We start from the raw sequence: 24,951 nt of genomic DNA, 5'->3' as shown, positions 1-24,951 counted from the left end.
AAGGAGGGATGGCTATGGCTAAGGTGGTTACGAATCAGGATTTGCAGCTTCGCGACCCGTTTGTGATTCCGGTGCCCGAGGAGGGCGTGTATTACTTGTTCGGAAGCACCGACCGGAATATTTGGGGCAAGGGCATCGGCTTCGATGTGTACGTGGGGAAAGATTTGAATGCATGGGATGGGCCTTATGCTGCGTTTCGGCCGGAGGCGGACTTCTATGCGGAGAACAATTTTTGGGCTCCCGAGGTGTACAAGCATCAAGAGCGCTGCTATATGTTCGCTACGTTCCGGCGCAAGGACAACAACCTGCTCGGCACCGCGGTGCTCGTCAGCGACAGCTTGCGCGGGCCGTTCGTGCCCCACAGTGACGGGCCTGTGACGCCGAAGGATTGGAGCTCGCTCGACGGCACGTTGTACATCGACGAGGCGGGGCTGCCTTGGATGGTGTTCTGCCATGAGTGGCAGCAGGTGGCCGATGGGCAGGTATGCGCTATGCGGCTGTCCCTGGATCTGCGGGAATCGGCGGGCGAGCCGGTGGTGCTGTTCACGGCTTCGGAGGCGCCCTGGACGACCTCGTTCCAGCATCCCCGGTACCCGGATCAGGACAACTACGTTACCGACGGCCCATCCATGTACCGGGCGAAGAACGGAGAGCTGCTGATGCTCTGGGCGAGCTTCATCAACAACACGTACGCCCTGGGTGTTGCCCGTTCGGCCTCCGGCAGCGTGCTGGGCCCATGGGTGCAGGACGCGGAGGCGCTCTATCAAAGCGACGGCGGCCACGCGATGCTTTTTGAGGCCTTGGATGGGCGGCTGATGCTAGCGATCCACACCCCGAACCAGACGCCGAACGAGCGGCCTTTGTTTTTGGAGGTCGAGGAGCAGGAAGGGCGGCTGCGGGTGGTGGCGGAGGCTAGGGGGAAGATCTCTAACTGGCTTCGCTAGCATATTCGACTATATTTGACTTAAAGAACATCATGATTCCTAAGTGGATCGTGATGTTCTTTTTTGTCGTTTACCTGCTTCCGCAATAATCAATTGCTCAGATTTTACCTTGTGGAAGGCTGTTTTTTCATACATACAGGAATTAACCAGCCCCTCCAATAGTCCTAAATAAAAGTTAAAAACTGCTGATTGAATGTTCTATAGGAATATGAAAAATTAGTTATGCAACCGCATTCATATGGTGACAGCAAAGGAGTTGACGAAAGGTAACTTATGATCATCAATATTGCTTTAGAATGATTATTCAGACATGGGGGTGGAAACCACATAAGCGTTTTTTCAAATCTCTAACTATGAAAACGCTTCTGAATTTTTATTTGTAATGCGATATTGGAGCTAGTACAGGCTAGCCAAACGATTTTTGGTCGTTACTCCATTTAAATAATGCAAGAAGGGGAAGAAGAACTTTGAAAATTAGCTTAAAAACGGCGATCAGCAAGCTGCTGGTCATACTCATGGTTATATCCTTAATGTCTGGCAATCTTGCAATTGATAACACTGCTTTTGCCGGTACTAGCCAAATTGATGTCTGGGATTTCGGGGGAAATCAGGTTGTCGGTGCTGTATATAATAATCGGATTTCAACAAGTACGATTGATGGTCTATCGGCTGATTTTTCCGGGTCGCCCAAGACGATCTCCAGTGCCTTCACCGGGAGTACTGCGATTACTTTTGGTGACCTATCCTTATATCCAGCATCCGGCGATAGATGGTATTATACAGGTGGTATTAATAACTACGGAACTTTGGCGTTAGCATCAAATAATTATAGCGATGGTTATTCTGCAAATGGTATGTATTATTCCAATGGTACGGCAGGTACTACGAAACGGTATTTCAAGCTCGCAAATGTGGCTGTAGGGGACAAAATTAGTGTGTATGGAGGGTTAAACAACTCGGCCACAGAAACAATCCATTTCGAACATTTGGGAAGTGATAATTCTACACCGGATGGCGCGCAGGACGGTCAGTCTTCTGTTACGAATGCCGCTGCTCGGTATGATTTTATCGCTCAAGCCAGCGGAACTTACAGAATTTATGTTACGGCGGCTGCCAGTGGCAAGCCTTATTTCCACAGAATCGTTAGAACTCCTGCGGCTCTAGTATCTAACGTTCCCGCTGCACCAGTCATTACGGTATCTGCTGGCGATGCACAGGCTGCATTGCAATGGGGTAATGTAACTGGTGCAACTTATTACAATGTAAAGCGCGGTACAACAAGCGGCACATACACCACAGTGGCAAGCAATTTGACAGGTACAAGCTATACGGACAGCGGCTTGACGAACGGAACAAAATATTATTATGTGATGACGGCGTCCAATACCTCGGGCGAGAGCGCTCTCTCGAACGAGGTCGATGTAACGCCGACTGCGACAAAACCAGATGCTCCCACCGCCCTTTCGGCAAGGCCGGGCGATACGCAGGCCAGTCTGACCTGGAATGCCTCGACAGGTGCAGCGTCCTATACTGTGAAGCGCGGTACAACAAGTGGCACGTATACTACAGTTGCAGGCAGTTTGACAGGTTTAAGCTATACGGACATCGGATTGACGAATGGAACAAAATATTTTTATATAGTGACGGCTTCCAATACTGCGGGCGAAAGCAACCCCTCGAACGAAGTGAATGTCACACCGGCGGCGCCTGTTGCAGATTCTACTAATCCGGGATTTACCAGTGAAGACATTGGAGCAGTGGGAATACCGGGAAGTGTAGCTTATAACAGTCCCGCAAATGAATTTACGGTTAAGGGTGCAGGCGTAATCTCAACCTTCGCTACTCTAAATGATTTGGATAGTTTGCATTTTGTTGGCCTTAGCTCTAAGCTTAGCGGCGATGGAACAATCATTGCCAAGGTAAGAAGCTTCGATACTGGTGGAGCTTCAAATGTTGTTCTTGGTTTACAAGTTAGAACGAGCTTGGGTGCAAACAGCAATAACGCTGGCGTAATCATCAAGCCAACGGCTTCAAGCAATGGCAGTGCCACATCATATATTCCTTACTATGCATATCGGGACTTGTCGCAGAATAAAAACACAAACTCAACTGGAGCTACAGCGGTTAATACAGCAGCTGACGGCAGTTTTTATTTAAAGCTGGCATATCAGGGTTCCACGATAGCAACTGGAGATACGACAACATCCGCAAAGTACCGTTCTTATATTGGTCAAGTAGACGGTTCCGGTAACATTCAGTGGACAGTAGCCAAAGCTACCAGCACGCCATCGGCTGTGTCTAATTCCTATTATATTGGAATGTTTGTGGCCTCCAATGACCCCACCAAAGCGGTTACTGTCAATTACGATAATGTAACCATTGAGAATAGCTATGATATTGCGACGAGCACACCACTTTCTGCACTGGATGGGATGGCTGCTCCTACTTGGGCTGGCAAGGGCAAAGTAACGCCGGTTGTTTCGGCGAACGGCGATGTTTCACTGAGCTGGAACGCAGCTTTTGACAACTTCAGCGTAGCGAAATATAACATCTATCAGGGCAGCAACCTGATTGCCAGCACCGCTAATGGCAGCACGACCACTTTTACAGTGACAAAAGCAATGGTTAACGGCATCGATCCGACTTATGATCCGACAACCAAGGCCTACATGTTCACTATACAGGCGGTAGATGCAGTTGGTAATGTTTCGGCGGACGGTCCTTCCACATCAAGCGACATTATTGTGCCAACATGGACATCCGGGAATGTAAACGCACCTTCTGTTACTCAGAACAGCGTAACGCTGACATGGAGCGGGGCATCAGACAACACAGGGGTTACAAACTATAAGGTGTACAATGTCACCGATAGCGCAAATCCGTCTTTAGTTGCAACGGTTGACGGCAATACAACCAGCTATACCGTTAGAAAGCTCAACTCGAGCACACCTTATGTATTTAAAGTAGAGGCAGGAGACTCTTCGAATAACTGGTCTACGAACGGTCCTACCCAATCGGTAACCACTACAGCTCCAATCGTAGATACAGAAGCACCGACCTGGCTGGCCGGGCAGCTTACCGTTTCGGGCATATCGCAGACCGGACTAACTCTTACCTGGAGTCATGCAGACGATAACGTTGGAGTAGAGGAATACTATATTTATAAAGGATCGAGCACTACGCCTATCGCAACTCTGGATAGTGTTCATAACACTTATGTAGTTACAGGGCTTACACCTGCAGCAAGCTACACCTTTACGGTGCAGGCAATGGATGAAGCGGGGAATATATCAAAGAATGGACCAAGCCAGTCCGTATCCACGCCTGCAGGGCCGTCCTGGCCAGCTGCTGCATTAGCTTTATCCAATATGATTACTGCTCAACCTAATAATACAGGTCCTGTGTATAAGGCAGTTCTAAAGGATTCCGTAACTCTGACTTGGAGCGGAGCATCAGATCCGATAGGGGTAACGGGATATAAAATCTACCAAAAAGGGATAACGAATCCAATTGCCACAGTAGATGGAACAACGGACTCTTATACGGTTGTAGGTCTTACTCCCGGTGTATCGTATACCTTTAAGGTAGAGGCGATGGATAACGCAGGAGTCCTATCGACGGATGGACCTAGTTCGGATGTAACGATGGCGTTGGAAGACACGACATTATTGCCACCGCAAAATTTATCCGTACCTACGCTGGCGTACGACGATACTAGCATTACCTTAGTTTGGAACAAGCCTGACAATTATGCTGAAGCTGATATTGCAGATTATAACGTCTACATGGACGGCAAGAAAATCGGGTCTGCGAAAAATAATTCCGCGTCTCCTGCCAAAGCATTCGTTGACAATTTCTATAATGATTCCAGCAATAGCTCGGCTGTAAAAGTAAGCAATCATACGTATATAGTGACGGGGCTTGCACCTAGCACTACACATGCCTTCACCGTCCGTTCGGTAGACAGTAATGGAAATGAGTCGGCAGACAGCAACACGTTAACACAAGCAACAACGGCTACACCGGAAGTTTTCAACGTTATGAATTATGGAGCCGTCGGCGATGGCAAAGCGTTGGATACGGCCTCTATCCAGGCGACGATTGACGCAACTCCTTCGGGTGGAAAGGTATTGATACCTGCGGGCAAGACTTTCGTATCCGGTTCGCTCTGGATTAAAAAGAGCAATATCACCTTCCAGGTGGATGGAACCTTGAAGGCATCGGATAACGCAGCCGATTTCCCTTACCCGGATCCTACCCATAGATCGGCCGTGAAGACCTATTCATTGCTGAATACCGATTCTGGTTTGGAAAACATTAGAATCGTCGGTACAGGTATCATCGACGGTAATGGTTGGAAGCAGGATGCTCCCGATGCTGACGGGTTCCCGATAGCAAAAACCAGCAATGTCGGATCGGTTACTACAAACGGTATTCTTGCAGCTGCGCAATTTAATCTTGCAAAAAGCTGGGGTTTTAGTGACGACGATGCATATAAAACTAGATCCAATCTGATTAGCGCAAGTGGAGTAAACAAAGTGTATTTCGGAGGCGGACTTTCTGTAGTCAATCCTTCGCAGCATACGCTATCTGTGAGCAGCACCAATGTTACGCTTAATGGGGTTAAAATCATGACCTATGATGTTAACAATGGTGATGGCATAGATATGAGCGGTACCGGATTGATCGTCATTAACAGCGTGTTTGACACGGGCGACGATGACATCAATTTCGCTGCAGGTGTTGGAGCAACAGCAGAGAGGAATCCTTCAGTACAAAATATTTGGATATTCAATAACTTCTTCCGTCGTGGCCACGGCGCAGTAGTAGCAGGCAGTAATACCGCTGCATGGATACAAAATATCATTGCCGAAGACAATGTCATGAACGGCATTGGCGTGGGACTTCGTGCCAAAACGGGTGCTGGAGTTGGCGGCGGCGCGAGGAATATTGTATTCAGGGATACGGCGATGAAAAACGTTTCAGATGGCGATCAATATCCATTTGAATTTACTTCCGCATATCCGTCATCTACTAACGACCCGGCACCGGACATGGGCCGATTCAAACACATCTTTGTTAAAAATGTATCCGTAGATACATCGACGAAAAATGCCATATTTGTTTCCGGTACAAGTGATGCACCGCATGAGGACATCCATTTTACGAATGTTTCGTTTAATAATACGCCGGCAACGAGCATTAATTATTTGAAGAACAGTTCCTTTATCAATGTGGTCTTTACAAATGTGCAAAAAGGTGTAGCGCCTTGGGTTTACACCAATACGACTAATACGTTGATATTAAATGATACAACGGCTCCAAGCTGGAACTCAGGTACATTGACGTCTTCGAATGTAACTTCGAATAGCTTAAGCCTCTCATGGAGCAGTGCAAGCGACAATGTAGGTGTAACGGCTTACCAGGTCTATCAGGGCTCCAAGTTGGTAGGCAGTGTAGCAGGGAATGTATATTCCTACAGCGTAACGGGACTTGCAGCACAAACCGGTTATACCTTTACGATTCAGGCAGGAGATGCAGCTGGCAACTGGTCAGCAAACGGACCAAGGTCAACTGTAACTACGCTTACTGGGGGGACAGCACCTGCAGCGCCGCAAAGCTTGACTGCTACTGCAGGAAATGCTCAAGCGACGTTGACATGGAGCAGCGTGACGGATGCAACTTACTACAACGTCTACCGTGGTACAGCGAATTCTGGTCCATTCACCAAAGTAGCGACGAGTGTGCCGGGAGCCACCTACACCAACACGGGATTGACGAATGGTACGACCTATTACTACTATGTGACTGCTAATAACACGTTCGGGGAAAGTTCTTCTTCCAATGTAGTCAATGCAACACCAGTCGCTCCACCTCAAGCACCTTCAGCACCTCAAGGCCTGACGGCCACTGGTGGCAATCAACTGATTTCTTTGAGTTGGTCCGCTGTATCTGGAGCGACAAGCTACAATGTCTACCAATTCTCTAACAATACGTACACCAAGCTTGGTAGTGTGACGAACGCGGTGTATACGGTAGGCGGTTTGGGAAGCGGCACCTCGTATAGTTATGCCGTCACTGCTGTGAATGCGGTGGGAGAAAGTACGTATTCTTCCATTGCCAGCGCCTTGACGCTTTCTTCCAGCTCGAGCAGCAGCTCTTCTGGCGGAGGCGGAACCTCTTCACCAACTAGCACCGTACAAGCAACCAAAGACGGGGCTCAAGTGTCGAGCGAGCCGGTGAAGGAAACTGTTGGAGGGAAGACCGTCTCGAAGGTCACAATCGACTCCGATACACTCGGCAAAGTATTCGATGCGCTGAAATCTGGCGACAGCAAAAAGATCAGCATCGAGGTCAAGAGCAGTGAATCGATTGCGAAGGTTCAATTGGACGCCAACGCGCTGTTAACGGGTCTGAAAAATGCACCTAACGCAGTCCTGTCGATTAAGAGCAATGATGTGACATACAATCTCCCAGCCAAAGCATTGGATATCGCAGGTCTAGCTAAACAGCTTGGCACCGATGCAGGCAATGTGAAGCTGAACATCGTCATCGAGAAGGTGACGGGTCCAACGGCGGATCTGATCAGCTCCAAGGCAGCGCAAGCCGGTCTTACACTGCTCTCCGGCGCGGTAGACTTTAGCATCACGGCGGAAGGCAACGGCAAGACAACGACGGTAAGCGATTTTGGCAACTCGTATGTACCTAGATCGATCCTGCTGACACAAACAGTGGATTCCGCACAAGTGACTGCGGTATTGTACAATCCGGCCACAGGGGAAATGTCTTTCGTGCCCGCGACCTTTGCAACAGTGAACGGCAAGACGGAAGTGACGATCAAACGCCAAGGAAACAGCACGTACACCGTGGTGAAATCGTCCAAAACGTTCGATGATATCCAAGGACATTGGGCGAAAAATGAAATCGAGCTGCTCGCTTCCAAGCTCGTGATCAAAGGTGCAACCGATACCTCGTTCGCACCGGACAGCAACATTACCCGCGCTGAATTTGCGGCCCTGCTGGTTCGCGCGTTCGGATTTACTGAAGCTGCACCGGCCAAGTTCAATGATGTTCCAAGCAGCAGCTGGTTCGCCAGCGCGGTAGGAACGGCAGTGAAAGCAGGTCTGGTGGAAGGCTTCGAAGACAATACGTTCAAGCCGAATGACAAGATTACCCGCGAACAAATGGCTGTGATGATTACACGCGCCATGAAGCTGGCCGGTAAATCCGAAGCCTCAGATGCGAAGCAGCTGGACAAATTCACTGACAGCACATCGATCAACGCATGGGCTAAAGATGCTGTAGCGCAAGCAGCCAAAGCGGGCATCGTGAACGGTGCAACCGACACGACATTCGTCCCAGCAGCCAATGCTACTCGGGCTGAAGCAGCCGTCATGCTGAAACGCTTGCTGACGTATGCACAATTTATAAACTAGCCAAACGCGCGGAAACCCTCTTGCAGAGCTAGAGCTGCAAGGGGGTTTTTTCGTCCTGATTACCTGCATTCCACTCGGAGAGGGTGCTTGGGGATGGGCTGTGGGCGGAGGTAGAGCGGCGTATATGCGGGTGACTTGTTGTTTGTTTTACCGCGTACCGGGCGATCTGAGGGAATTCTCTTTTTATGTTTCGGAGCATGATTTCTACCATAAAAAGTAATAAAAATTACTTAAATAACAAAATAATAGCAATAAAACTAATAAATTAAAATTTCTTTGGTCAAAAAAGAGGATAATTCATAGGATCGTCGAATTCAAAAAAGCAGCATAAAAGAAAGCGATTCCAGTTTTGACTTTTCAAGAATTGCAGAAAGGGCGATACACGTACATATGCCGCCATTGATTGGAGTTACGGGATACTATCTGGACAAGTCGGAAACCGCAAGTCTCGGCTCGCTGGGTTCATTGGGCAGAGATTTGGCCGTCATGTCCTACGATTATACGAGATCGATCGAACGGGCCGGGGGCATCCCCGTGATGATTCCGCTGCTCGACACGATGGACGTGGGCTCCTTGCTGGACCGGCTGGACGGACTGCTGCTGTCCGGGGGCTCGGACGTGAACCCGCTGCTGTATGGGGAGCAGCCGACAACAAAACTAGGTCAAGTGGTGCCCGAGCGTGATGCGTTCGAGCTCGCTTTAATCCGCGCCGCGCTGGAGCGGGATATGCCGATCTTCGCGATATGCAGGGGGATGCAAATCCTGAATGTTGCCCTCGACGGAACGTTATATCAGGATTTGGAGACGGATAAAGGTCCGGTCCATTACCATGCCTACCGTCAATTTCGCAAATGGCAGCCGGCCCATCCTGTAAGCGTTCACAGGGATTCGAAGCTTTACGAGTCGGTAGCTTACGAAGAGCTGTGGGTCAATTCATATCACCACCAAGCGGTAAAAAGCTTAGGGCAGCACCTGAAAGCGACCGCGTGGTCCAAAGAGGGCGTCATCGAAGCCATGGAATCGACCCGGCACGGCTATGTGGCTGCGGTGCAGTGGCATCCGGAGATGATGAGTGAAACGGATCCGGCGGAGCAGTCGCTGTTTGATCACTTCGTCTCCTACATCAAAAGGAATCAACGTTCATGAAACGAATAAGGGGCTGCAACTGAGATGACACAGAAATTGCTGGAGATTAAAGGGCTGCACACCCATTTCGAGACGGATCGCGGTGTCGTGCCTGCGGTCGACGGAGTGGATCTGTATATAGAGCCGGGCGAGGTGCTAGGCATTGTCGGAGAGTCTGGGTGCGGCAAAAGCGTAACGTCGCTATCGATCATGCAGCTGATCCCGCCGGTGGGAAAAATGAAGGGGGCGATCCTCTTCAAGAACGAGAATTTGCTGGAAGCCAAAGAAAAGCGCATGAAAAAGCTTCGCGGAAACGAAATATCGATGATTTTCCAAGAACCGATGACTTCTCTTAACCCTTTATTGACCATAGGTCAACAAATTTCAGAGACGGTCAAGCTGCATAAGCGCGTCAGCAGTAAGGAAGCACGCAATGTATCCGTCGATATGCTGAGAAAGGTTGGCATTCCACGCGCGGAAGCGATTATGGATGAGTACCCTCATCAGCTGTCCGGCGGGATGCGGCAGCGCGTTATGATCGCGATGGCGCTCAGCTGCGAGCCGCAGCTCTTGATCGCCGATGAGCCGACGACGGCACTCGACGTGACGATCCAAGCACAGATTCTGGACTTGATGAAAACCTTAAATCAGGAAACCGGAACCGCTATCATGCTGATCACGCACGATTTGGGCGTGGTCGCTGAGGTTTGCAGCCGGGTGGCTGTTATGTACGCAGGGAAGGTCGTGGAGGATGGCAGCGTCGCCGATATTTTCCGGAATCCGTCGCATCCCTACACCAAAGGCCTGCTCCAATCGATTCCCCGCATGGATCTGGACAAGGAGCAGCTTTACTCCATCCCGGGCAACGTGCCGATGCCGGGGGCCATTACGGCAGGCTGCCGGTTCGCTCCCCGCTGCGAATACGCGATGGACCGCTGCCGCACCGAGCTGCCGGAATTGACCGAGCTCGAGGCCGGACACCGCAGCAGATGCTGGCTGACCGATGAAAGAGGTGCTTAAGTGAATCCGAATCTTTTGGAAGTGCATCAGTTGAAAACATATTTTCCGATCCGGGCCGGCCTGTTCCGCAAAGAAGTCGGCAGCGTCAAGGCGGTCGATGATATTTCCTTTCATGTGAAAAAAGGCGAGTCGTTCGGGCTCGTAGGGGAGAGCGGCTGCGGCAAGTCGACGACGGGCCGATCGATTCTACGGCTGATCGAGCCCTCCGAGGGCAAGGTCATGTTCGACGGGCAGGAGATCACGTCGATGTCCAAGGAGCAGCTTCGCCTCATCCGCAAGGACATGCAGGTGGTGTTCCAAGACCCGTTTGCCTCGTTGAACCCGAGACACACGGTGCGCAAAATTTTGGAGGAGCCGTACATCGTCCACGGGATCGGCAATGCCGAGGAGCGCATGGAACGGGTGCTGGAGCTGATGGAGCACGTTGGCTTGAACCGATCGCAGCTGGACCGTTTTCCGCACCAGTTTTCCGGAGGGCAGCGTCAGCGGATTGTGATTGCCCGGGCGCTGGCGCTCAAGCCGAAGCTGATTGTGGCGGATGAGCCGGTGTCGGCCTTGGACGTGTCCATCCAGTCGCAAATCATTAATTTGCTGAAGGATCTGCAAAAGCAGTTTCAGCTGACCTATATTTTCATCGCCCACGATTTGAGCGTGGTGAAGCATTTTTGCGACCGGGTAGCGGTCATGTATTTGGGCCGCATCGTCGAGCTCGCCGATACGAAGGAGCTGTATCGCGAGCCTAAGCATCCCTACACGCAGGCGCTGCTGTCCGCCGTTCCCGTACCGGATCCGTTTACCGAAAAGCAGCGGATCATTCTTCAAGGCGATGTGCCGAGTCCGGCAAATGCGCCCTTAGGCTGTGCGTTTCATACCCGCTGTCCGCTGGCGACGGATCGCTGCAAGACCGAGCGTCCTCAGCTGAAGCCGGTGGGCGCCGGACATCAGGTGGCGTGCCATCTCTACGCTTGATCTATAAGGTCAGGCCGGAGTTAGCATATAAAAAAATTAGAACATATTTTTAGGAGGGTCTTTGCATGAAAAAGTGGGCAGCTGCCGGAATGATGTCTGTTCTGGCCATTTCTCTGGCTGTATCCGGATGCAGCAAAACGCCGGAGGCGCCGAAACAAGAGGCAAGCAAGCAAGATACGCCAGCGCCGGGCAAAAAGGTACAGGACACCCTAATCGTAGGGCGCGGCGGCGATTCGGCGAACCTCGATCCAGCGATCGTCACCGATGGCGAGTCCATCAAGATCGCACAGCAAGTGTTCGACAAGCTGCTGGAGTACAAGCCGGGCACAACCGAAGTACAGCCAGGACTCGCAGAGAGCTGGAAGGTTTCTCCTGACGGCTTGGTGTATACCTTTACATTGCGTAAAGGCGTGAAGTTCCATGACGGCACTGATTTTAACGCCGATGCAGTCGTGTTCAACTTCAACCGCTGGAGCGATCCGAAGAGCCCTTACAAATTCCAAGGCGATTCGTTTGACTACTACAACTCCATGTTCGGGATCGAGACCGCACGCGTCATTAAAGAAGTGAAGGCTGTGGATGCGAACACCGTTCAATTTACGCTCAACAAGCCGCAAGCTCCGTTCCTGCAAAATATCGCCATGCCTGCGTTCAGCATCGGCAGCCCGAAGGCGATTCAAGAGAAGAAGGAGAAGTTCAAGTCCGAGCCGGTCGGTACAGGCCCGTTCGTCTTTAAAGAGTGGAAGCGCAACGACTCCATCACGCTGGAGAAAAACCCGAACTACTGGAAGCAAGGGCTTCCGAAGCTGAACAAAGTGATCGTGCGCACGATTCCGGACAACTCCGCTCGGTACACGGCGCTGCAAAACAATGAGCTCGACCTGATCGAAGGCGTGAACCCGGACGATCTGAAGACGCTCGAAGCGAACAAGAATCTGCAAAAGGTCGTTCGCCCGTCCTTCAACGTCGGCTACCTCGGCTTCAACCTGAAGAAAAAGCCGTTTGACGATCCGAAGGTGCGTCAGGCTCTCAACTATGCGGTGAACAAGAAAGCGATCATCTCCGCGTTCTTCGCAGGCCTGGCTGAGCCGGCAGTCAACCCAATGCCGCCGTCCCTGTGGGGCTACAACAAAGACATTCAAGACTATCCGTATGATCTGGAAAAGGCCAAAGCGCTTCTGAAGGAAGCAGGCTACCCGAACGGGCTGCCAGGCGAGTATACGTTCTACGCGATGCCGGTTTCCCGCCCTTATATGCCGGATGGCAAGAAGGTGGCGGAAGCGATTCAAGCGGATTTTGCCAAGATTGGTGTGAAAACGAAGATTGCTTCTCCGGAGTGGGCGACCTACTTGGAGGATGCGAAAAAAGGCGAGAAAGACGACATGTACATGCTCGGCTGGACCGGCGACAATGGGGATCCGGATAACTTCATCTACTCCCTGCTGGACAAAGACACGGTTGGCGGTAACAATCGCAGCTTCTATGCGAGCGAGGAGCTCCACCCGCTATTAGTCGAGGCCCAATCTGCAACGGACAAAGCGAAGCGGGAAGAGCTGTACAAGAAAGCGCAAGTCATTATCAAAAAAGACGCTCCATGGGTTCCGCTCGTTCACTCCACGCCGTTGATGGCGGCCAAAGCGAACCTGGCCGGCTTCGTACCGTCGCCAACAGGCTCGGAGGCGTACACGGACGTTTACTTTAAGTAAGACAAGACACTTTTGGCAAGGGCGGCGGTAGGCTGGTAGTACCAGCCGCCTTTGTTTTTTAACGAAAGCGGGTGATTCATCATGGCAGCGTACATCATGAGACGCTTAGTTCAATTAATACCGGTTCTCATCGGCATGACTCTCATTGTCTTTTGCATTATTCACGCAATTCCTGGTGACCCTGCCGAAACGATTCTGGGGGAAAAAGCGAGCCCCGAGGCGAAGGCGGCCTTACGGGTGGAGCTGGGCTTGGATGATCCGCTCTATGTGCAGTATTTTGAATATGGCAAAAAGCTGCTGTCCGGTGACCTGGGCACCTCGATCCGTACGAAAGTGCCGATTGCGCAGGAAATTGGACCTTACCTGGCCGCTACGGCCGAGCTGACGATTGTCAGTATGCTGATCGCGGTCATTGTCGGCGTGAATGCCGGGATTTTTAGCGCCTGGAAGCAAAATTCCTGGTTTGATTATGGCAGTATGCTGATCGCGCTCGTCGGCGTGTCGATGCCGATTTTTTGGCTGGGGCTGATGGAGCAGTGGATTTTCGCGCTGAAGCTGCAGTGGCTTCCGTCGATCGGACGCATGGATGTGCGGGATCCGGTGGAGTCGATCACCAACATTTACACGATCGATGCGATTCTGGGGGGGCGTTGGGATCAGCTGTGGACGGTGGTGAAGCATTTGATCCTGCCGGGGATTGCGCTCGGTACGATTCCGATGGCGATCATCGCCCGGATTACCCGCGCCAGCATGCTGGAGGTGCTTCGCTCCGACTTTATTCGGACGGCGAAGGCAAAGGGGCTGTCGCAGTTTTTTATCATCTACAAGCATGCGCTGCGCAATGCTCTGATTCCGGTGATGACCATCATCGGTCTGCAGACGGGGCTGCTGCTTGGAGGCGCGGTGCTGACGGAGACGATTTTTGCTTGGCCGGGTGTAGGGCGGTATATTTTTGATGCGATCAGCTCCCGGGATTATCCGGTCATTCAGTCCGGCATTTTGATTATTGCGCTGTTGTTTGTTCTGATCAATCTCCTTGTCGACCTGCTCTATGCGGCCGTCGATCCGAGAATCAGCTATAAGTAGGGGGGACGCGGCATGGCACAACCGGCAACAACGAATTTGAAAATGAGCAGCATGGCGGTCGAACGTCCGTCGAACCCCTGGTTTGACGCATGGCGGGGCTTTGCCAGAAACAAGCTGGCGATGACCGGACTGGTGATTTTGTTATTTTTTATTCTGCTCGCCATCATCGCTCCATGGATCACGCATTTTGATTATAAAGAGCCGAATTTGACGGATCGTTTGCAGGCTCCAAGTGGTACCCATTGGTTTGGCACCGACGATCTGGGTAGGGACTTGTTTACGAGAATCGTGTATGGCACCCGGATTTCACTATGGGTCGGAACCATGTCCGTACTCGGATCGATCGTGTTTGGCACATTTTTCGGGATTTTGGCCGGATTTTATGGGCGCTGGACGGATACGATCATTTCCCGTTTGTTCGATATTTTACTCTCGTTCCCAGGCATTCTGCTGGCGATCGCCATCGTCGCGGCCCTGGGACCGTCGCTGCAAAACTCGCTGCTCGCCATCGCGATCGTGAACATTCCGGTGTTCGGCCGGATGGTCCGCTCGAAGGTGCTCAGCTTGAAGGCTGAGGAGTACATCATGGCGGCGAGGGCGCTGGGGATGAAGGATGGGCGTATTTTGTTCCATCACATTTTGCCGAACAGCATCGCGCCGATCATCGTCCAAGGGACGCTCGGCATCGCCACCGCGATCATCGAGTGCGCCGCGCTCGGCTTCCTGGGCCTAGGCGCTCAGCCGCCGGAGCCGGAGTGGGGAAAAATGCTGTCCGACTCGCGCCAGTTCATCCAGAACGCGCCGTGGACGGTGCTGTTCCCGGGCATCTCGATCATGCTGACCGTGCTGGGCTTCAACCTGATCGGCGACGGCCTGCGCGACGCCCTGGATCCGCGCATGAAGCATTAGAGGTTTGAGGTAGAGTCTGGTCTTAATTGGCCAGATTCTTTTTGTGTTTGTGGAGGCTCGCACCTGGACCGGAGGCGCCGCCGATGGGCCGCAAGAGCGGGAAAAATCCCGCACTTGGACCGGAGCCACCGCCGATGGGCCGCAAGAGCGGGAAAAATCCCGCACCTGGACCGGAGCCACCGCCGATGGGCCGCAAGAGCGGGAAAAATCCCGCACCTGGACCGAAGGCGCCGCCGATGGGCCATAAGAGCGGGAAAAATCCCGCACCTGGACCGGAGCCACCGCGAATGGGCCGCATGAGCTGGAAAAATCCCGCACCTGGACCGAAGGCGCCGCCGATGGGCCATAAGAGCGGGAAAAATCCCGCACCTGGACCGGAGCCACCGCGAATGGGCCGCAAGAGCGGGGAAAATCCCGCACCTGGACCGAAGGCGCCGCCGATGGGCCGCAAGAGCGGGAAAAATCCCGCACCTGGACCGGAGGCGCCGCCGATGGGCCGCAAGAGCGGGAAAAATCCCGCACCTGGACCGGAGCCACCGCCGATGGGCCGCAAGAGCGGGAAAAATCCCGCACCTGGACCGGAGGCGCCGCCGCTGGGCCGCAAGAGCGGGAAAAATCCCGCACCTGGACCGGAAGCGCCGCCGATGGGCCGCAAGAGCGGGGAAAATCCCGCACTTGGACCGGAGCCACCGCGAATGGGCCGCAAGAGCGGGGAAAATCCCGCACCTGGACCGGAGGCGCCACCGATGGGCCGCAAGAGCGGGAAAAATCCCGCACCTGGACCGGAGCCACCGCCGATGGGCCGCAAGAGCGGGGAAAATTCCCGCATAGCGCCCACTTACTACTTATTACTAAACAAAGTCCATGCCGAAGCAGCAACGGAGTAACGCATGATACGGCCCGTTCGCGATTGCAGAGGGGTTACGAGTCCTTTTGCGGCGAGCGATCGTAGATATTTAATTGCTGTCTGCGGATCCATCCCCAGCGCTTGCGAAACCTTCGCAGGCGTAAGCGCATCAGGACACCCTTGAGCAAACTTCAGTATTACTTGCTCATACAAAGTGAGCTGCACGTCCGCGCGTTTCTGTGTATGCCCCCATTTGCCGAGCGCTTGCAGCAGAACCTGCTGACAGCGGCGCGGCTTCTCGTGCACATCATCATAGGCAAAACGCAGCAGCCTCCAGTCGTCTATTAGCAGGTGATTTTGCCGCATAAGATGGTCCGCAAACTGCCAACGGCTCACATCCCGCCAATGGGGGCCATATCCATCCAGCTCCAGAACCACCTTTAATTGTGGTGTTGGCAAATAGCCGAAGTCGACAAATCGAGCTCCGTCCTTAAAGTCACGCACCTCGTGCTCCGGATGAAGACCATCCAAATTTCCGATCGCGGGCCACCATACATTTGCTAAAAGCAGCTTTTCTGCGATTCCATGATGCTCCTGCAACCGGCGCTTTCGTTCCGCGCTGCTTTCCCGCACACTCCGTCCCATCAGCTGCTCGTACGCCTTCTCAAACGCCGGATCCATCTTCCCAACGCCTCCCAAAAAATAAAATAGCCGCTCGCCCAGAGTCTCCCCGGAACGAACGGCGTGTGCTTCACGACTAACCTTCATGTCTATCATAACGCAATCGTCTGTGGGTAGCAATCCTTTCCAGTTTTGGTACGACAAAAAACCTCCAAATCCGCCGCTAAGCGGAGATGGAGGCTCTTTTATTTCGGAGAGTGGAAGGTTCTGCTTCTAAAACTAATTAATAAACTTCGCGCTGGTGAGCAGTCGCTTCAGCATCGTAGCGGACTGCGCACGAGTAGCGGTGCCACGGGCACCCAGCGTATCGTCCGTCATCCCGTCGATGATGCCGGCGCTGATCGCTACAGCGATCTCATTCTGCGCCCAGACGATGCTGCTCGCGTCCTTGAACTTCGCCAGCAGCGCAGCTTGCTGCTCGCTGCTCACGTCCGGCTTCGCGCCGGCATAGGCCAGGGCGCGCACCACCATCGCCGCGAGCTCTTCGCGGTTGATGCTGGCACTTGGACGGAACGTGCCGTCCTCGTAGCCGTCGATGATCTTCGCGTTGACCGCAGCGCCGACGACACCGGCAAACCAATCGCTGGCAGCGACGTCTTTAAACGAGCTGCTGGTGCCGGTCGTGGCGAGGCCGAGGGAGCGAACGACCAGAGCGGCGAATTCCGCACGGGTAATACTGCGCTCCGGCTGGAACGTCGTATCGGTAACACCGTCTACGACAAGCTTATTAGCCAAGAGCGTAATATTGCTTTCAGCCCAATGGCCGTGCGTATCATTGAAGCTTTTGTTCAACTCGATCACAGCGTAAAGGCTGCTGCCATTGCGCTTGATCTCGGCCGACTGCCCAGAGAAGACGGCAGGGACGAAGCTAAGCTTCTGTGTGGACTCGTTGTACCAGACGGCGGTCGCTTGGTTCGGATTCACCGTCTTCGTCAGCGGAAGCGTCCGGCTGAGGTAGCTGTTGCCCAGGTCCAGTGGAGCGGTTTTGTTGTCCTTGCCGAGGCCCACGATGTTGAAATCAACGACGCTGCTGGCCAATGTCCCCCCAAGCTGAGCGGCGGCCGCAGTGACGCTATTGGCTGTCGCCGAACTGGCCTGACTGATCGAGACCTTCAGCGTCAGATCGTCTACAGAAACGCCGACACTGTCCGCGAGCGGCTGCAGCTTCAGTACGTTCAGCGGGATGCTGTACGTTCCGTTGCTGTTCGTCACCTTGAGCAGCTTCTTCGGATCCGAGGTAAAGCTGTTGAGCGCTTTAGCCGGAATCAGGGCGAAATCGCCGCTAAGCGACAAGGTCACCGTGTCATACTGGTTGAAGGAATTGAGCAGCTGATCGCTGCTTACAAATCCAGAAGCATACACGCTGATTGAGTCGGAGGATGCCCAGCCGCCACCGCCACCACCACCGCCATAGCCACCACCGCCATTGACGGGATCCGTGGTCAGGTAAACCGCTTGATAAACGGAATCGGCTACAGGTGTCCCGCCAACAGGGCCATACAAATTAAGATACGAATAAGTGCTCAAGCCGCTGGCGCTGAAGGAATAATTGTATACCCCGTCATACACGCTGTATGTAACGCCGGTAACGGCAAGCTGGTGGCCGCTCGGATCGTACATGTACACCTGCGAGCTGACGCTGTAAACATCGGAATACACTGTACCGGTCACGGTGCCGTTCTTGTAGCTGACGTTTTTAAACCCGGAAGAGGCGAACGCCAGCACCGGAAGCAGCATGGAGAGAATCAGCAGCGTGACGGTAACCTGGGCCGTTTTTTGCAAAATTGCAGGCTTCATACGGAACTCACTCCTATCTCTGTGTGCTTTTGTAGAAGGATTGCGTGGATCGTGTGACAAAATGCATCTCACCTCCTTTTTCCCAAATTATCCATTTAAAAGGCTTCGGTCTGAAAATCCAGAATATGACGGTCCTAGGAAAAACTACAAGAAATTGCTTCGGCGGTCCCACACGCTTAACTCCAGTCGCCCCGATTCGACGCTAATTGACCTGTATTAACGCACGTGCATATACGAAGGTTGCGGGCTCGTCCAAATTTTGGACTAATGAACCAGAAACTTGATTCCCACAGCACGGACCCAATTGGGTAAAAAGAAAGAGCCGCCCGCCGAAGCGGACGACTCTATCAGTTCTACTTAAGCGCGAACAGGTGCGGAAATGGTGCGGATCGGAAGCAGGGACAGCGCCAGCATAAGAAAGAGGAAGGCAAAAAAATAAGGCGAGGTATAAGTTCGAATTTGTCCGGCAACAATGGGGCCAATGAAGGCTCCGATAGAATACGAGATCGAGAGGATCGAGAAGATCCGGCCGTACTTGTTGCTGCTCGTCACACTGGCCAGAAACGAAGCGATTGCGGGGTAGATGATCCCCTTCGCCATCCCGATCAAGAACAAGGATGCGGACATCGGCAGCGGCCAGTGCACGGACATCCCGAAAAAAATTAAGGCAAGCGCCAGTGCACCGAACGATGTGCGTAGAATGGGCGAGAAGCGGCTCAAAAACAGCATGCTCAGCGTCACCAGCGCCCCTAGACTGATGAGGGAGAAAAAGACGCCGGACGTGAGAATCGAGCCGTGGGTTTCCTTCATTAGAGGAAGCTCGAAAAATAAGATGCCCTGCGAGCACGAAATCGCCAAAGGCACGCTGTAGAACAGCCATGGAATACGCTCCGGTCCCACCGGCGCTCCAGCCGCAGCTTCGTCGCCTTGAAGCACTGGAAGATGACCGTGAGGGAACAGCTCTGCGGCCGCTTTTTTGTACTGATGCTCCTTGACGCCGAACCAGGCTAGCAGGCCGGTAATGATGAGGCCCCAGCCCAGAAACGTAAACGAATTGGCGAAGCCGAACTTCGCGACCAAATAAGCGCCGGCGGCGGGGCTGAGGACGGACGCGATCGTGTGCACCATGCCGTTGCCGGCCATCAGCTTCCCTTGCTGGACGCGGTCTTTGGCGATTTTGGCAAGCAGCGACAAGCACGCAGGAGACAGAAAAGCGAGAACGAAGCCGCTGATAGACCGGATGATCAGGAGGTCCCACGGATTGGTGACCCGGGATTGAACTAAAAGCACGATTCCTGCTACAATCAGGCTGAAGACGATGAAGCCCTTGCTGCCGAATTTATCTACGCCATAGCCTGCGATCAGGTTGCCGGGCAAATGCGTAATCGAGTACACGCCCAGAATAAGACCAACGAACGAGGGCGCGGCCCCGAGCGAGATAGCGAAGGGAGACAGAATCGGATACTGCGCATGCAGATCGAAGAAGGCGACGAATATAAACAAGTAGAGCCAAACGGCGGTTTTCACCCGCATCACCTCACGCTTAGTGTTGGATGGTTCGCATGCCTGTACCTTACTAGGTGTACGCCTGCCAGCCGGTGAATAGAACAAGCTTTTAGACCGAAAGGAGTGCTCGGATGGATCCGCTGATCTTGACCGTACTGGTCGCCGTGGTGCTGATCGCGCTGCTGCGTCTCAGGTGGACATTCCGTAAGTCGCGCAAGCCGGACCGGGGGGAGCAAATCCAGCGAAAGCTCGCCGAGCTGCGGAAAAAAAGGGATGAAGACTAAACGCAAATTGGTGTATGATGAACAAGGCTTACTATAGAGGGGAGCGATGGCGAATGGATTTTATTACAGCCTTTTTGGCGGAACGTTGGTATATTATTGCTGCGGCACTGATCGTATTATTTTTAGTCGTCAAAATTGTCAAAACCGTCATTAAATGGGCAATCGTACTGGCTGTGCTGGCGGGGTTGTTTTTCTACGGAGCAAGCTATAAGGATCAGCTGCTGGAGATGGGCACGACAGTAGGCGCGAAGGTGGCGGCCGACGTGAAGACGCAGGCGATGAAAGCTGTTACGGACGAAGTGAAGGACGCCAAGTATAAGCTGAACCCGGACGGCTCGTTCACGATTACGACGAAGAGCCTTAAGGTGGACGGCAAGCCAGGCGCCAGCGACGTGCAGGTGACGTTCATGAATCAAACCTTCAATCTGAAGGTGGACGATGTACTCAAGGGCTTTATTGATCAAGCGAAGAAAAACGCAGGCATGTAAGCCTCGAGCCGATAAGAGTCTGCAAAAAAGAAAGGGGAGGATCGCGTGAACACCTGGTTCCAAGAGCTGCAGAAAACGAATGTCATAACGATCATCATCGCTCTCGTCGTGCTGGTGTCAGTCATACAAGGCTTAGTGCACGGCGCATCCTCCTCGGCCAAACGGCTGGTGCTGATGGTAATGGAAGGGATTGCGACGCTGCTGAGCCTGTTTCTGGCCTGGGAGCTGACCAATTGGCTGTCGCCCCAGCTGCAAGCTTATTTGACGGGTCTTGGCATCACCATTCCCTCGGAGGAGCTGGACGGCTGGAAGTCGTTCTACTACACGGCGGTTACGGCACTGCGCGATTTTTCGCTGCTTCGGTTCAGTATCGTTTTTGTGCTGGGCTACGGGCTCATCAAGCAGCTTCTGTACCGGGTTCTCGATCCGCTGGTCGAGCACTACTGGTCGTCTTCGCGGGGGCCGATGGACGGGCGGCGCAATCCGACGCTGTTCAGCAGCTTGATTGGCGGGGCGCTGGGAGCCGTGACCGGGCTTGGACGCGGCCTGGTGATGATTGCGGTGCTTTTCATCGTAACGGCATTGTTTCCGCAGACACCGGCGGCCAGCTACATTCAAGCCTCTTCCTTGTACCAGAAAGGTGCTTCCGAGGTGATCGAGCCGGCGGCCGGCGAATTCATCGCAAGCCAGCTGCCGGTCTTTACGCGAGCGGTCGAGGATGAGTTCACGAACATTTTACAGCGCAAATATGAGGTGCTCGACGCCAAGGTTCCTGCGGATGTCGCGTTGGCGGCCAAGGAAGTGACGGCGAAGGGCAAGACCGACGAAGAGAAGGCCAAGCTGCTGTACCGCTGGGTCGGAACGCGTGTCAAGTATGACTGGGACAAGGTCAAGCTGTACGAAGACCAGCGCATCTGGAAGGAGCAAACGCCGGAGGAAACCTTCAACACCAAGCTCGGCGTTTGCATCGACTACTCGCGCCTGTACGCGGTCATGGCCCGTTCGGTCGGGCTGGAGGTCAAGGTCGTTACGGGGCTGGGATACGATGGCCGTGGCGGGTATGGCCCGCATGCATGGAATGAGGTCTACCTGTCGGAAAAAAATCAATGGGTGCCGCTAGATTCCACGTGGGTCGCCAGCGGAGGCAACTGGTTTAACCCGCCGAACTTCAAGGATACACATATTAAAGAAGCATAGCTGCAGCCGGGATTTGCGCCGAGAGGCCGACAAATTCCGGCTTTTCTCTTGCCGCCTCACTTGTGGTACACTAAGAAGAGAAACAACTAGAGGTGATAGAGCATGCTGCGTAAACCGCTGAAAGCATATAAAGCGATTTTTTTTGATGTGGGTGATACATTGCTCACGATCCCGGCGGCCCGGTCCATTATGCGTGAGTATTTGGCCAGCCGGTCGCTCCATCGGGATGAAGTGCGGATCGGTGAACTTTTTACCGAGGCGTTTCGTCTATTCTATTATGGGAAGCCGCTGGACGCGTTTGAGGTGTGTACACCGGAATCCGATCGGGCCTTCTGGGTGAAGCTGTACCGGTACATCTTGCTGAAGCTGGATGTGCATGAGGAGCAATGGACAGAGGAGCAGCTGGATGAGTGCAGCTCCGAGATGTACGATCTGTTCACTTCGCCGGAGCAGTACGCGTTGTTTGACGATGTGCAAGATAGCATCGCAGCCTTGAAGCAGCAGGGCTACCATCTGGGAATTATCTCGAATTTTGCCCCCACGCTGGCCTCGATCCTGAAGCATAAAGGCATTTTGCACTATTTCGATCCCGTCATCGTGTCGACAGAGGTGGGGCTCGAGAAGCCGGACCCGGCGATTTTCCGACTGGCATTGGAGCGCTCGGAGCTGGCACCCGAGGACGTGCTGTATATCGGTGACCACGACCGCAACGACATCTGGGCACCGGCGCAGGCGGGCATTGATGCGGTGAAGATCAAGCGCTATGACTACCACTCAGGAGAAGGCATTCATTCCCTGCGTGAGCTGTTGGCAATGTAAGCTGCAACAAACCTAATGAATCAGAGTAAAGGAGTACAACCGCTTCATGAAAAAGCCGATCGTTATGGACGACCCGCAGAAGCAAGAGTCGAACAAACGCCGCTCATTCACTTTTCGCATTAATATTTTCTTTTTCTTTACCTTCTTCTTATTCTCCGTCTTAATTGTAAGGCTGGCCATGCTGCAGTTCGTGGAAGGTAAGGAGCTGAAGGCCCAGGAAGCCGATACGAACAAAGCGAATACGCCGATTCCGCCGATTCGCGGCAATATTTATGACCGCGCTGGCGCGCCGATCGCCTACACGACCTCAACGCAGTCCCTGTACTTCCGCATCGAGCAGGAGCAGCCGAAGGACGACGTCATCGCGCTGGCGAAGCGGCTGGAAGAGATTTTTACCAAGTACGGAAAGCCTACACAGAAGAAGCTGACCGCTCTGGATATTATTAAAGAAATGGATGTAGGCTACGACCTCGATAAGAATAAAACGGCCGCTCCGAGCTATTTTGCCGTGCCTCGGCGGATCAAGTCGGACTTGTCCGAGCAGGAAATGGCCTTTATCTATGAGCACCGGGACGAGCTGAAGTGGATCGAGATTACCGAGGAGAGCATTCGGACCTACGATCAGGAGAATACGCCGGCGGTGCAGCTGGTCGGGTACATGCGGCCGTTTTCCCGCGCGCGGGAGCCGAAGTACGGGCTGGATTTTTACAAGGATAAAAAAGCCGAAGGCTACCTGGATACGGAGGATGTCGGCTACGACGGCATCGAGTACATGTATCAGGGCGAGCTGCGCGGCAAGAACGGATACAAGACCTATCCTGTCAACGCGGCGCAGAAGATTATCGGCAAAGTGGAAATTACGAAGCCGATCAAGGGCAACAATCTGTTCCTGACGATCGACAAGAACGTGCAGCTCACGACGGAGCAGGCGATCATGGATCAGCTGGCCTGGCTGAAAGGTCCCGAGGCGCGCAACAACCCGTACGCGAACAAAGGAAGAAATGCCGTCGCCGGCTATGCGGTCGCGATGGAAGTAGATACGGGCAACGTCGTGGCCATGGCCAGCATGCCGGATTACGACCCGACCGTTTGGTTCGGCGGCATACCTCAGGATGAGTACAACCGGATTCAGCCGTTTATTAACAACGGTACGATCACAACGGCGTATCCGGATTACCCGCAGGATGAGATTTCCAAGCATCCGACGTCCATCGTGTATGTGGGCTCAACGATCAAGCCGCTCTCTGTACTGGTCGGGTTCAATGAAGGGCTGCTCACGCCGACATCGAGATATCAGGATACCGGAAGCTTCAGCTACGGGAAAGACAACAACGCCAAACTGTCCAACTCCGATGGTACGGCTTGGGGCAGCATCAATGCGACGGAGGCGATCTGGCATTCGTCGAACACGTTCATGTCCGCCATGATCGGCAATGCGCTCTATATGCGCAGCGGTAATAAAGCGGTTGACATTTGGGAGTCCTACCTTAACAAGTTCGGTTTGGGAGTTACCACGGGCAGCGGACTGCCGAAAGAGTACAAGGGCTTAAGCGAGTTTAAGGAAAATACGAAGGAAACCGTGCAATCCCGGATGGTATTTGCTTCCTGGGGCCAGAACGAGAAATACACCACGCTGCAGCTGGCACAGTACGCGGCAACGCTTGCCAATAAAGGGAAACGGATCAAGCCGCAGTTTGTGAGCAAGATTGAGACGTACGAGGGCCAGACGGTCAAGGAGTTCAACCAGCCAGAAGTACTCGAAGAGACGACGTTCCCGAATGCTTACTGGGATGCCGTTTTCAAGGGGATGAAGATGGTAGGCATCCAGGGCTTTGACGGCTTCCCTTACGAGATCGCGAGAAAGACCGGTACATCCACGCAGCGCGTAGGCGGAGGCAAAGAGGTCGATAACGCCGTGTTCATCGCCTTTGCGCCGGCCGATAAACCGAAGCTGGCGGTTGCCGTTGTGGTTCCGGAAGGCGGATACGGTTCGTGGGGAGCCGCGCCGATTGCGCGCAAAATTTTCGATGCGTACGACCAGTACTACGGGCTCGACGGGGTCCCGAAGGGCAAGGCTGGAGCTCAAGCACAAACGCAATCGACGAAAAAACCATAAGGTAGGCGGAGAAATCTCTTG

18 protein-coding genes are annotated in these 24,951 nt (G+C 53.3%); 15 read left to right on the top strand and 3 right to left on the bottom strand.

Translation table 11 applies throughout. The features are described 5' to 3' along the window. Positions 1 to 14 precede the first annotated feature (14 nt). The 10 genes from FPZ49_RS18110 (at position 15) to FPZ49_RS18065 (ending at position 16,082) form a co-directional block, all read left to right on the top strand. Positions 15 to 944, top strand: coding sequence for a glycoside hydrolase family 43 protein (locus tag FPZ49_RS18110; protein WP_144849536.1), 930 nt, complete (start codon positions 15 to 17; stop codon positions 942 to 944). A gap of 935 nt (positions 945 to 1,879) precedes the next feature. Beyond that, a complete protein-coding gene (locus tag FPZ49_RS18105) occupies positions 1,880 to 8,380 on the top strand; it encodes a fibronectin type III domain-containing protein (protein WP_222429924.1) in 6,501 nt (2,166 codons plus the stop codon). Positions 8,381 to 8,504: 124 nt separating this feature from the next. Next, complete coding sequence (locus FPZ49_RS37485) at positions 8,505 to 8,600, top strand: (2Fe-2S)-binding protein (RefSeq protein ID WP_391563833.1); 96 nt, start codon at positions 8,505 to 8,507, stop codon at positions 8,598 to 8,600. A 170-nt stretch (positions 8,601 to 8,770) separates the two neighbouring features. Continuing rightward, the gene (locus FPZ49_RS18095) at positions 8,771 to 9,526 is read left to right on the top strand and encodes a gamma-glutamyl-gamma-aminobutyrate hydrolase family protein (protein WP_144849530.1); all 756 of its coding nucleotides are present in this window, start codon (positions 8,771 to 8,773) and stop codon (positions 9,524 to 9,526) included. 24 nt (positions 9,527 to 9,550) lie between these two features. Continuing rightward, entirely contained in the window at positions 9,551 to 10,525 is a 975-nt protein-coding gene (locus FPZ49_RS18090) for an ABC transporter ATP-binding protein (RefSeq protein ID WP_144849528.1), read from the top strand. Continuing rightward, entirely contained in the window at positions 10,526 to 11,494 is a 969-nt protein-coding gene (locus FPZ49_RS18085) for an ABC transporter ATP-binding protein (protein WP_144849526.1), read from the top strand. Between the two features lie 65 nt (positions 11,495 to 11,559). After that, positions 11,560 to 13,200: an ABC transporter substrate-binding protein gene (locus tag FPZ49_RS18080; protein ID WP_261381473.1), complete on the top strand. Its 1,641-nt coding sequence runs from the start codon at positions 11,560 to 11,562 to the stop codon at positions 13,198 to 13,200. An 81-nt stretch (positions 13,201 to 13,281) separates the two neighbouring features. After that, the gene (locus FPZ49_RS18075; protein WP_144849523.1) at positions 13,282 to 14,286 is read left to right on the top strand and encodes an ABC transporter permease; all 1,005 of its coding nucleotides are present in this window, start codon (positions 13,282 to 13,284) and stop codon (positions 14,284 to 14,286) included. Positions 14,287 to 14,298: 12 nt separating this feature from the next. Further along, positions 14,299 to 15,195: an ABC transporter permease gene (locus FPZ49_RS18070; protein WP_144849521.1), complete on the top strand. Its 897-nt coding sequence runs from the start codon at positions 14,299 to 14,301 to the stop codon at positions 15,193 to 15,195. An 83-nt stretch (positions 15,196 to 15,278) separates the two neighbouring features. After that, on the top strand, positions 15,279 to 16,082 hold the full coding sequence (locus FPZ49_RS18065) for a hypothetical protein (RefSeq protein WP_144849519.1): 804 nt from the start codon (positions 15,279 to 15,281) through the stop codon (positions 16,080 to 16,082). Here the strand turns inward: FPZ49_RS18065 and FPZ49_RS18060 are convergent. From FPZ49_RS18060 to FPZ49_RS18050, 3 genes are all read right to left on the bottom strand, one after another. Beyond that, complete coding sequence (locus FPZ49_RS18060) at positions 16,037 to 16,723, bottom strand: DNA-binding response regulator (protein WP_261381472.1); 687 nt, start codon at positions 16,721 to 16,723, stop codon at positions 16,037 to 16,039. The two genes, FPZ49_RS18065 and FPZ49_RS18060, sit on opposite strands and share 46 nt — an antisense overlap. Positions 16,724 to 16,942: 219 nt before the next feature. Beyond that, positions 16,943 to 18,520, bottom strand: a complete 1,578-nt coding sequence (locus FPZ49_RS18055) for an S-layer homology domain-containing protein (RefSeq protein ID WP_144849517.1) — start codon at positions 18,518 to 18,520, stop codon at positions 16,943 to 16,945. A gap of 357 nt (positions 18,521 to 18,877) precedes the next feature. Next, positions 18,878 to 20,047, bottom strand: a complete 1,170-nt coding sequence (locus FPZ49_RS18050; protein WP_144849515.1) for an MFS transporter — start codon at positions 20,045 to 20,047, stop codon at positions 18,878 to 18,880. 110 nt (positions 20,048 to 20,157) lie between these two features. Between FPZ49_RS18050 and FPZ49_RS35790 the strand changes: the two genes are divergently transcribed. The 5 genes from FPZ49_RS35790 to FPZ49_RS18030 all read left to right on the top strand — a co-directional run bounded on the left by FPZ49_RS35790 (position 20,158) and on the right by FPZ49_RS18030 (position 24,930). Beyond that, positions 20,158 to 20,310 (top strand): hypothetical protein, encoded by a 153-nt coding sequence (locus FPZ49_RS35790; protein WP_186445892.1) that lies wholly within the window; start codon positions 20,158 to 20,160, stop codon positions 20,308 to 20,310. Between the two features lie 53 nt (positions 20,311 to 20,363). Further along, the gene (locus tag FPZ49_RS18045) at positions 20,364 to 20,798 is read left to right on the top strand and encodes a hypothetical protein (protein WP_144849513.1); all 435 of its coding nucleotides are present in this window, start codon (positions 20,364 to 20,366) and stop codon (positions 20,796 to 20,798) included. Between the two features lie 45 nt (positions 20,799 to 20,843). Continuing rightward, positions 20,844 to 21,995, top strand: coding sequence for a transglutaminase domain-containing protein (locus tag FPZ49_RS18040; protein WP_144849511.1), 1,152 nt, complete (start codon positions 20,844 to 20,846; stop codon positions 21,993 to 21,995). A gap of 102 nt (positions 21,996 to 22,097) precedes the next feature. Continuing rightward, positions 22,098 to 22,814, top strand: coding sequence for an HAD-IA family hydrolase (locus FPZ49_RS18035; protein WP_144849509.1), 717 nt, complete (start codon positions 22,098 to 22,100; stop codon positions 22,812 to 22,814). A gap of 46 nt (positions 22,815 to 22,860) precedes the next feature. Next, a complete protein-coding gene (locus FPZ49_RS18030) occupies positions 22,861 to 24,930 on the top strand; it encodes a peptidoglycan D,D-transpeptidase FtsI family protein (RefSeq protein WP_144849507.1) in 2,070 nt (689 codons plus the stop codon). Positions 24,931 to 24,951 lie beyond the last annotated feature (21 nt).

The sequence above is a fragment of the Paenibacillus cremeus genome, assembly GCF_007786445.1.
GTDB lineage: Bacteria > Bacillota > Bacilli > Paenibacillales > NBRC-103111 > Paenibacillus_G > Paenibacillus_G cremeus.
Note: the sequence above shows the minus strand (reverse complement) of the source record. Positions and strands in the feature narration are given on the sequence as shown.

Bases quoted from the DNA above. Each gene is read 5' to 3' on its own strand.
- FPZ49_RS18110 (WP_144849536.1), top strand. From the start codon at position 15: ATGGCTAAGGTGGTTACGAATCAGGATTTGCAGCTTCGCGACCCGTTT.
- FPZ49_RS37485 (WP_391563833.1), top strand. From the start codon at position 8,505: ATGCGGGTGACTTGTTGTTTGTTTTACCGCGTACCGGGCGATCTGAGG.
- FPZ49_RS18095 (WP_144849530.1), top strand. From the start codon at position 8,771: ATGCCGCCATTGATTGGAGTTACGGGATACTATCTGGACAAGTCGGAA.
- FPZ49_RS18090 (WP_144849528.1), top strand. From the start codon at position 9,551: ATGACACAGAAATTGCTGGAGATTAAAGGGCTGCACACCCATTTCGAG.
- FPZ49_RS18080 (WP_261381473.1), top strand. From the start codon at position 11,560: ATGAAAAAGTGGGCAGCTGCCGGAATGATGTCTGTTCTGGCCATTTCT.
- FPZ49_RS18075 (WP_144849523.1), top strand. From the start codon at position 13,282: ATGGCAGCGTACATCATGAGACGCTTAGTTCAATTAATACCGGTTCTC.
- FPZ49_RS18070 (WP_144849521.1), top strand. From the start codon at position 14,299: ATGGCACAACCGGCAACAACGAATTTGAAAATGAGCAGCATGGCGGTC.
- FPZ49_RS18065 (WP_144849519.1), top strand. From the start codon at position 15,279: ATGGGCCGCAAGAGCGGGAAAAATCCCGCACTTGGACCGGAGCCACCG.
- FPZ49_RS18060 (WP_261381472.1), bottom strand. From the start codon at position 16,723: ATGGATCCGGCGTTTGAGAAGGCGTACGAGCAGCTGATGGGACGGAGT.
- FPZ49_RS18055 (WP_144849517.1), bottom strand. From the start codon at position 18,520: ATGAAGCCTGCAATTTTGCAAAAAACGGCCCAGGTTACCGTCACGCTG.
- FPZ49_RS35790 (WP_186445892.1), top strand. From the start codon at position 20,158: ATGGATCCGCTGATCTTGACCGTACTGGTCGCCGTGGTGCTGATCGCG.
- FPZ49_RS18045 (WP_144849513.1), top strand. From the start codon at position 20,364: ATGGATTTTATTACAGCCTTTTTGGCGGAACGTTGGTATATTATTGCT.
- FPZ49_RS18035 (WP_144849509.1), top strand. From the start codon at position 22,098: ATGCTGCGTAAACCGCTGAAAGCATATAAAGCGATTTTTTTTGATGTG.
- FPZ49_RS18030 (WP_144849507.1), top strand. From the start codon at position 22,861: ATGAAAAAGCCGATCGTTATGGACGACCCGCAGAAGCAAGAGTCGAAC.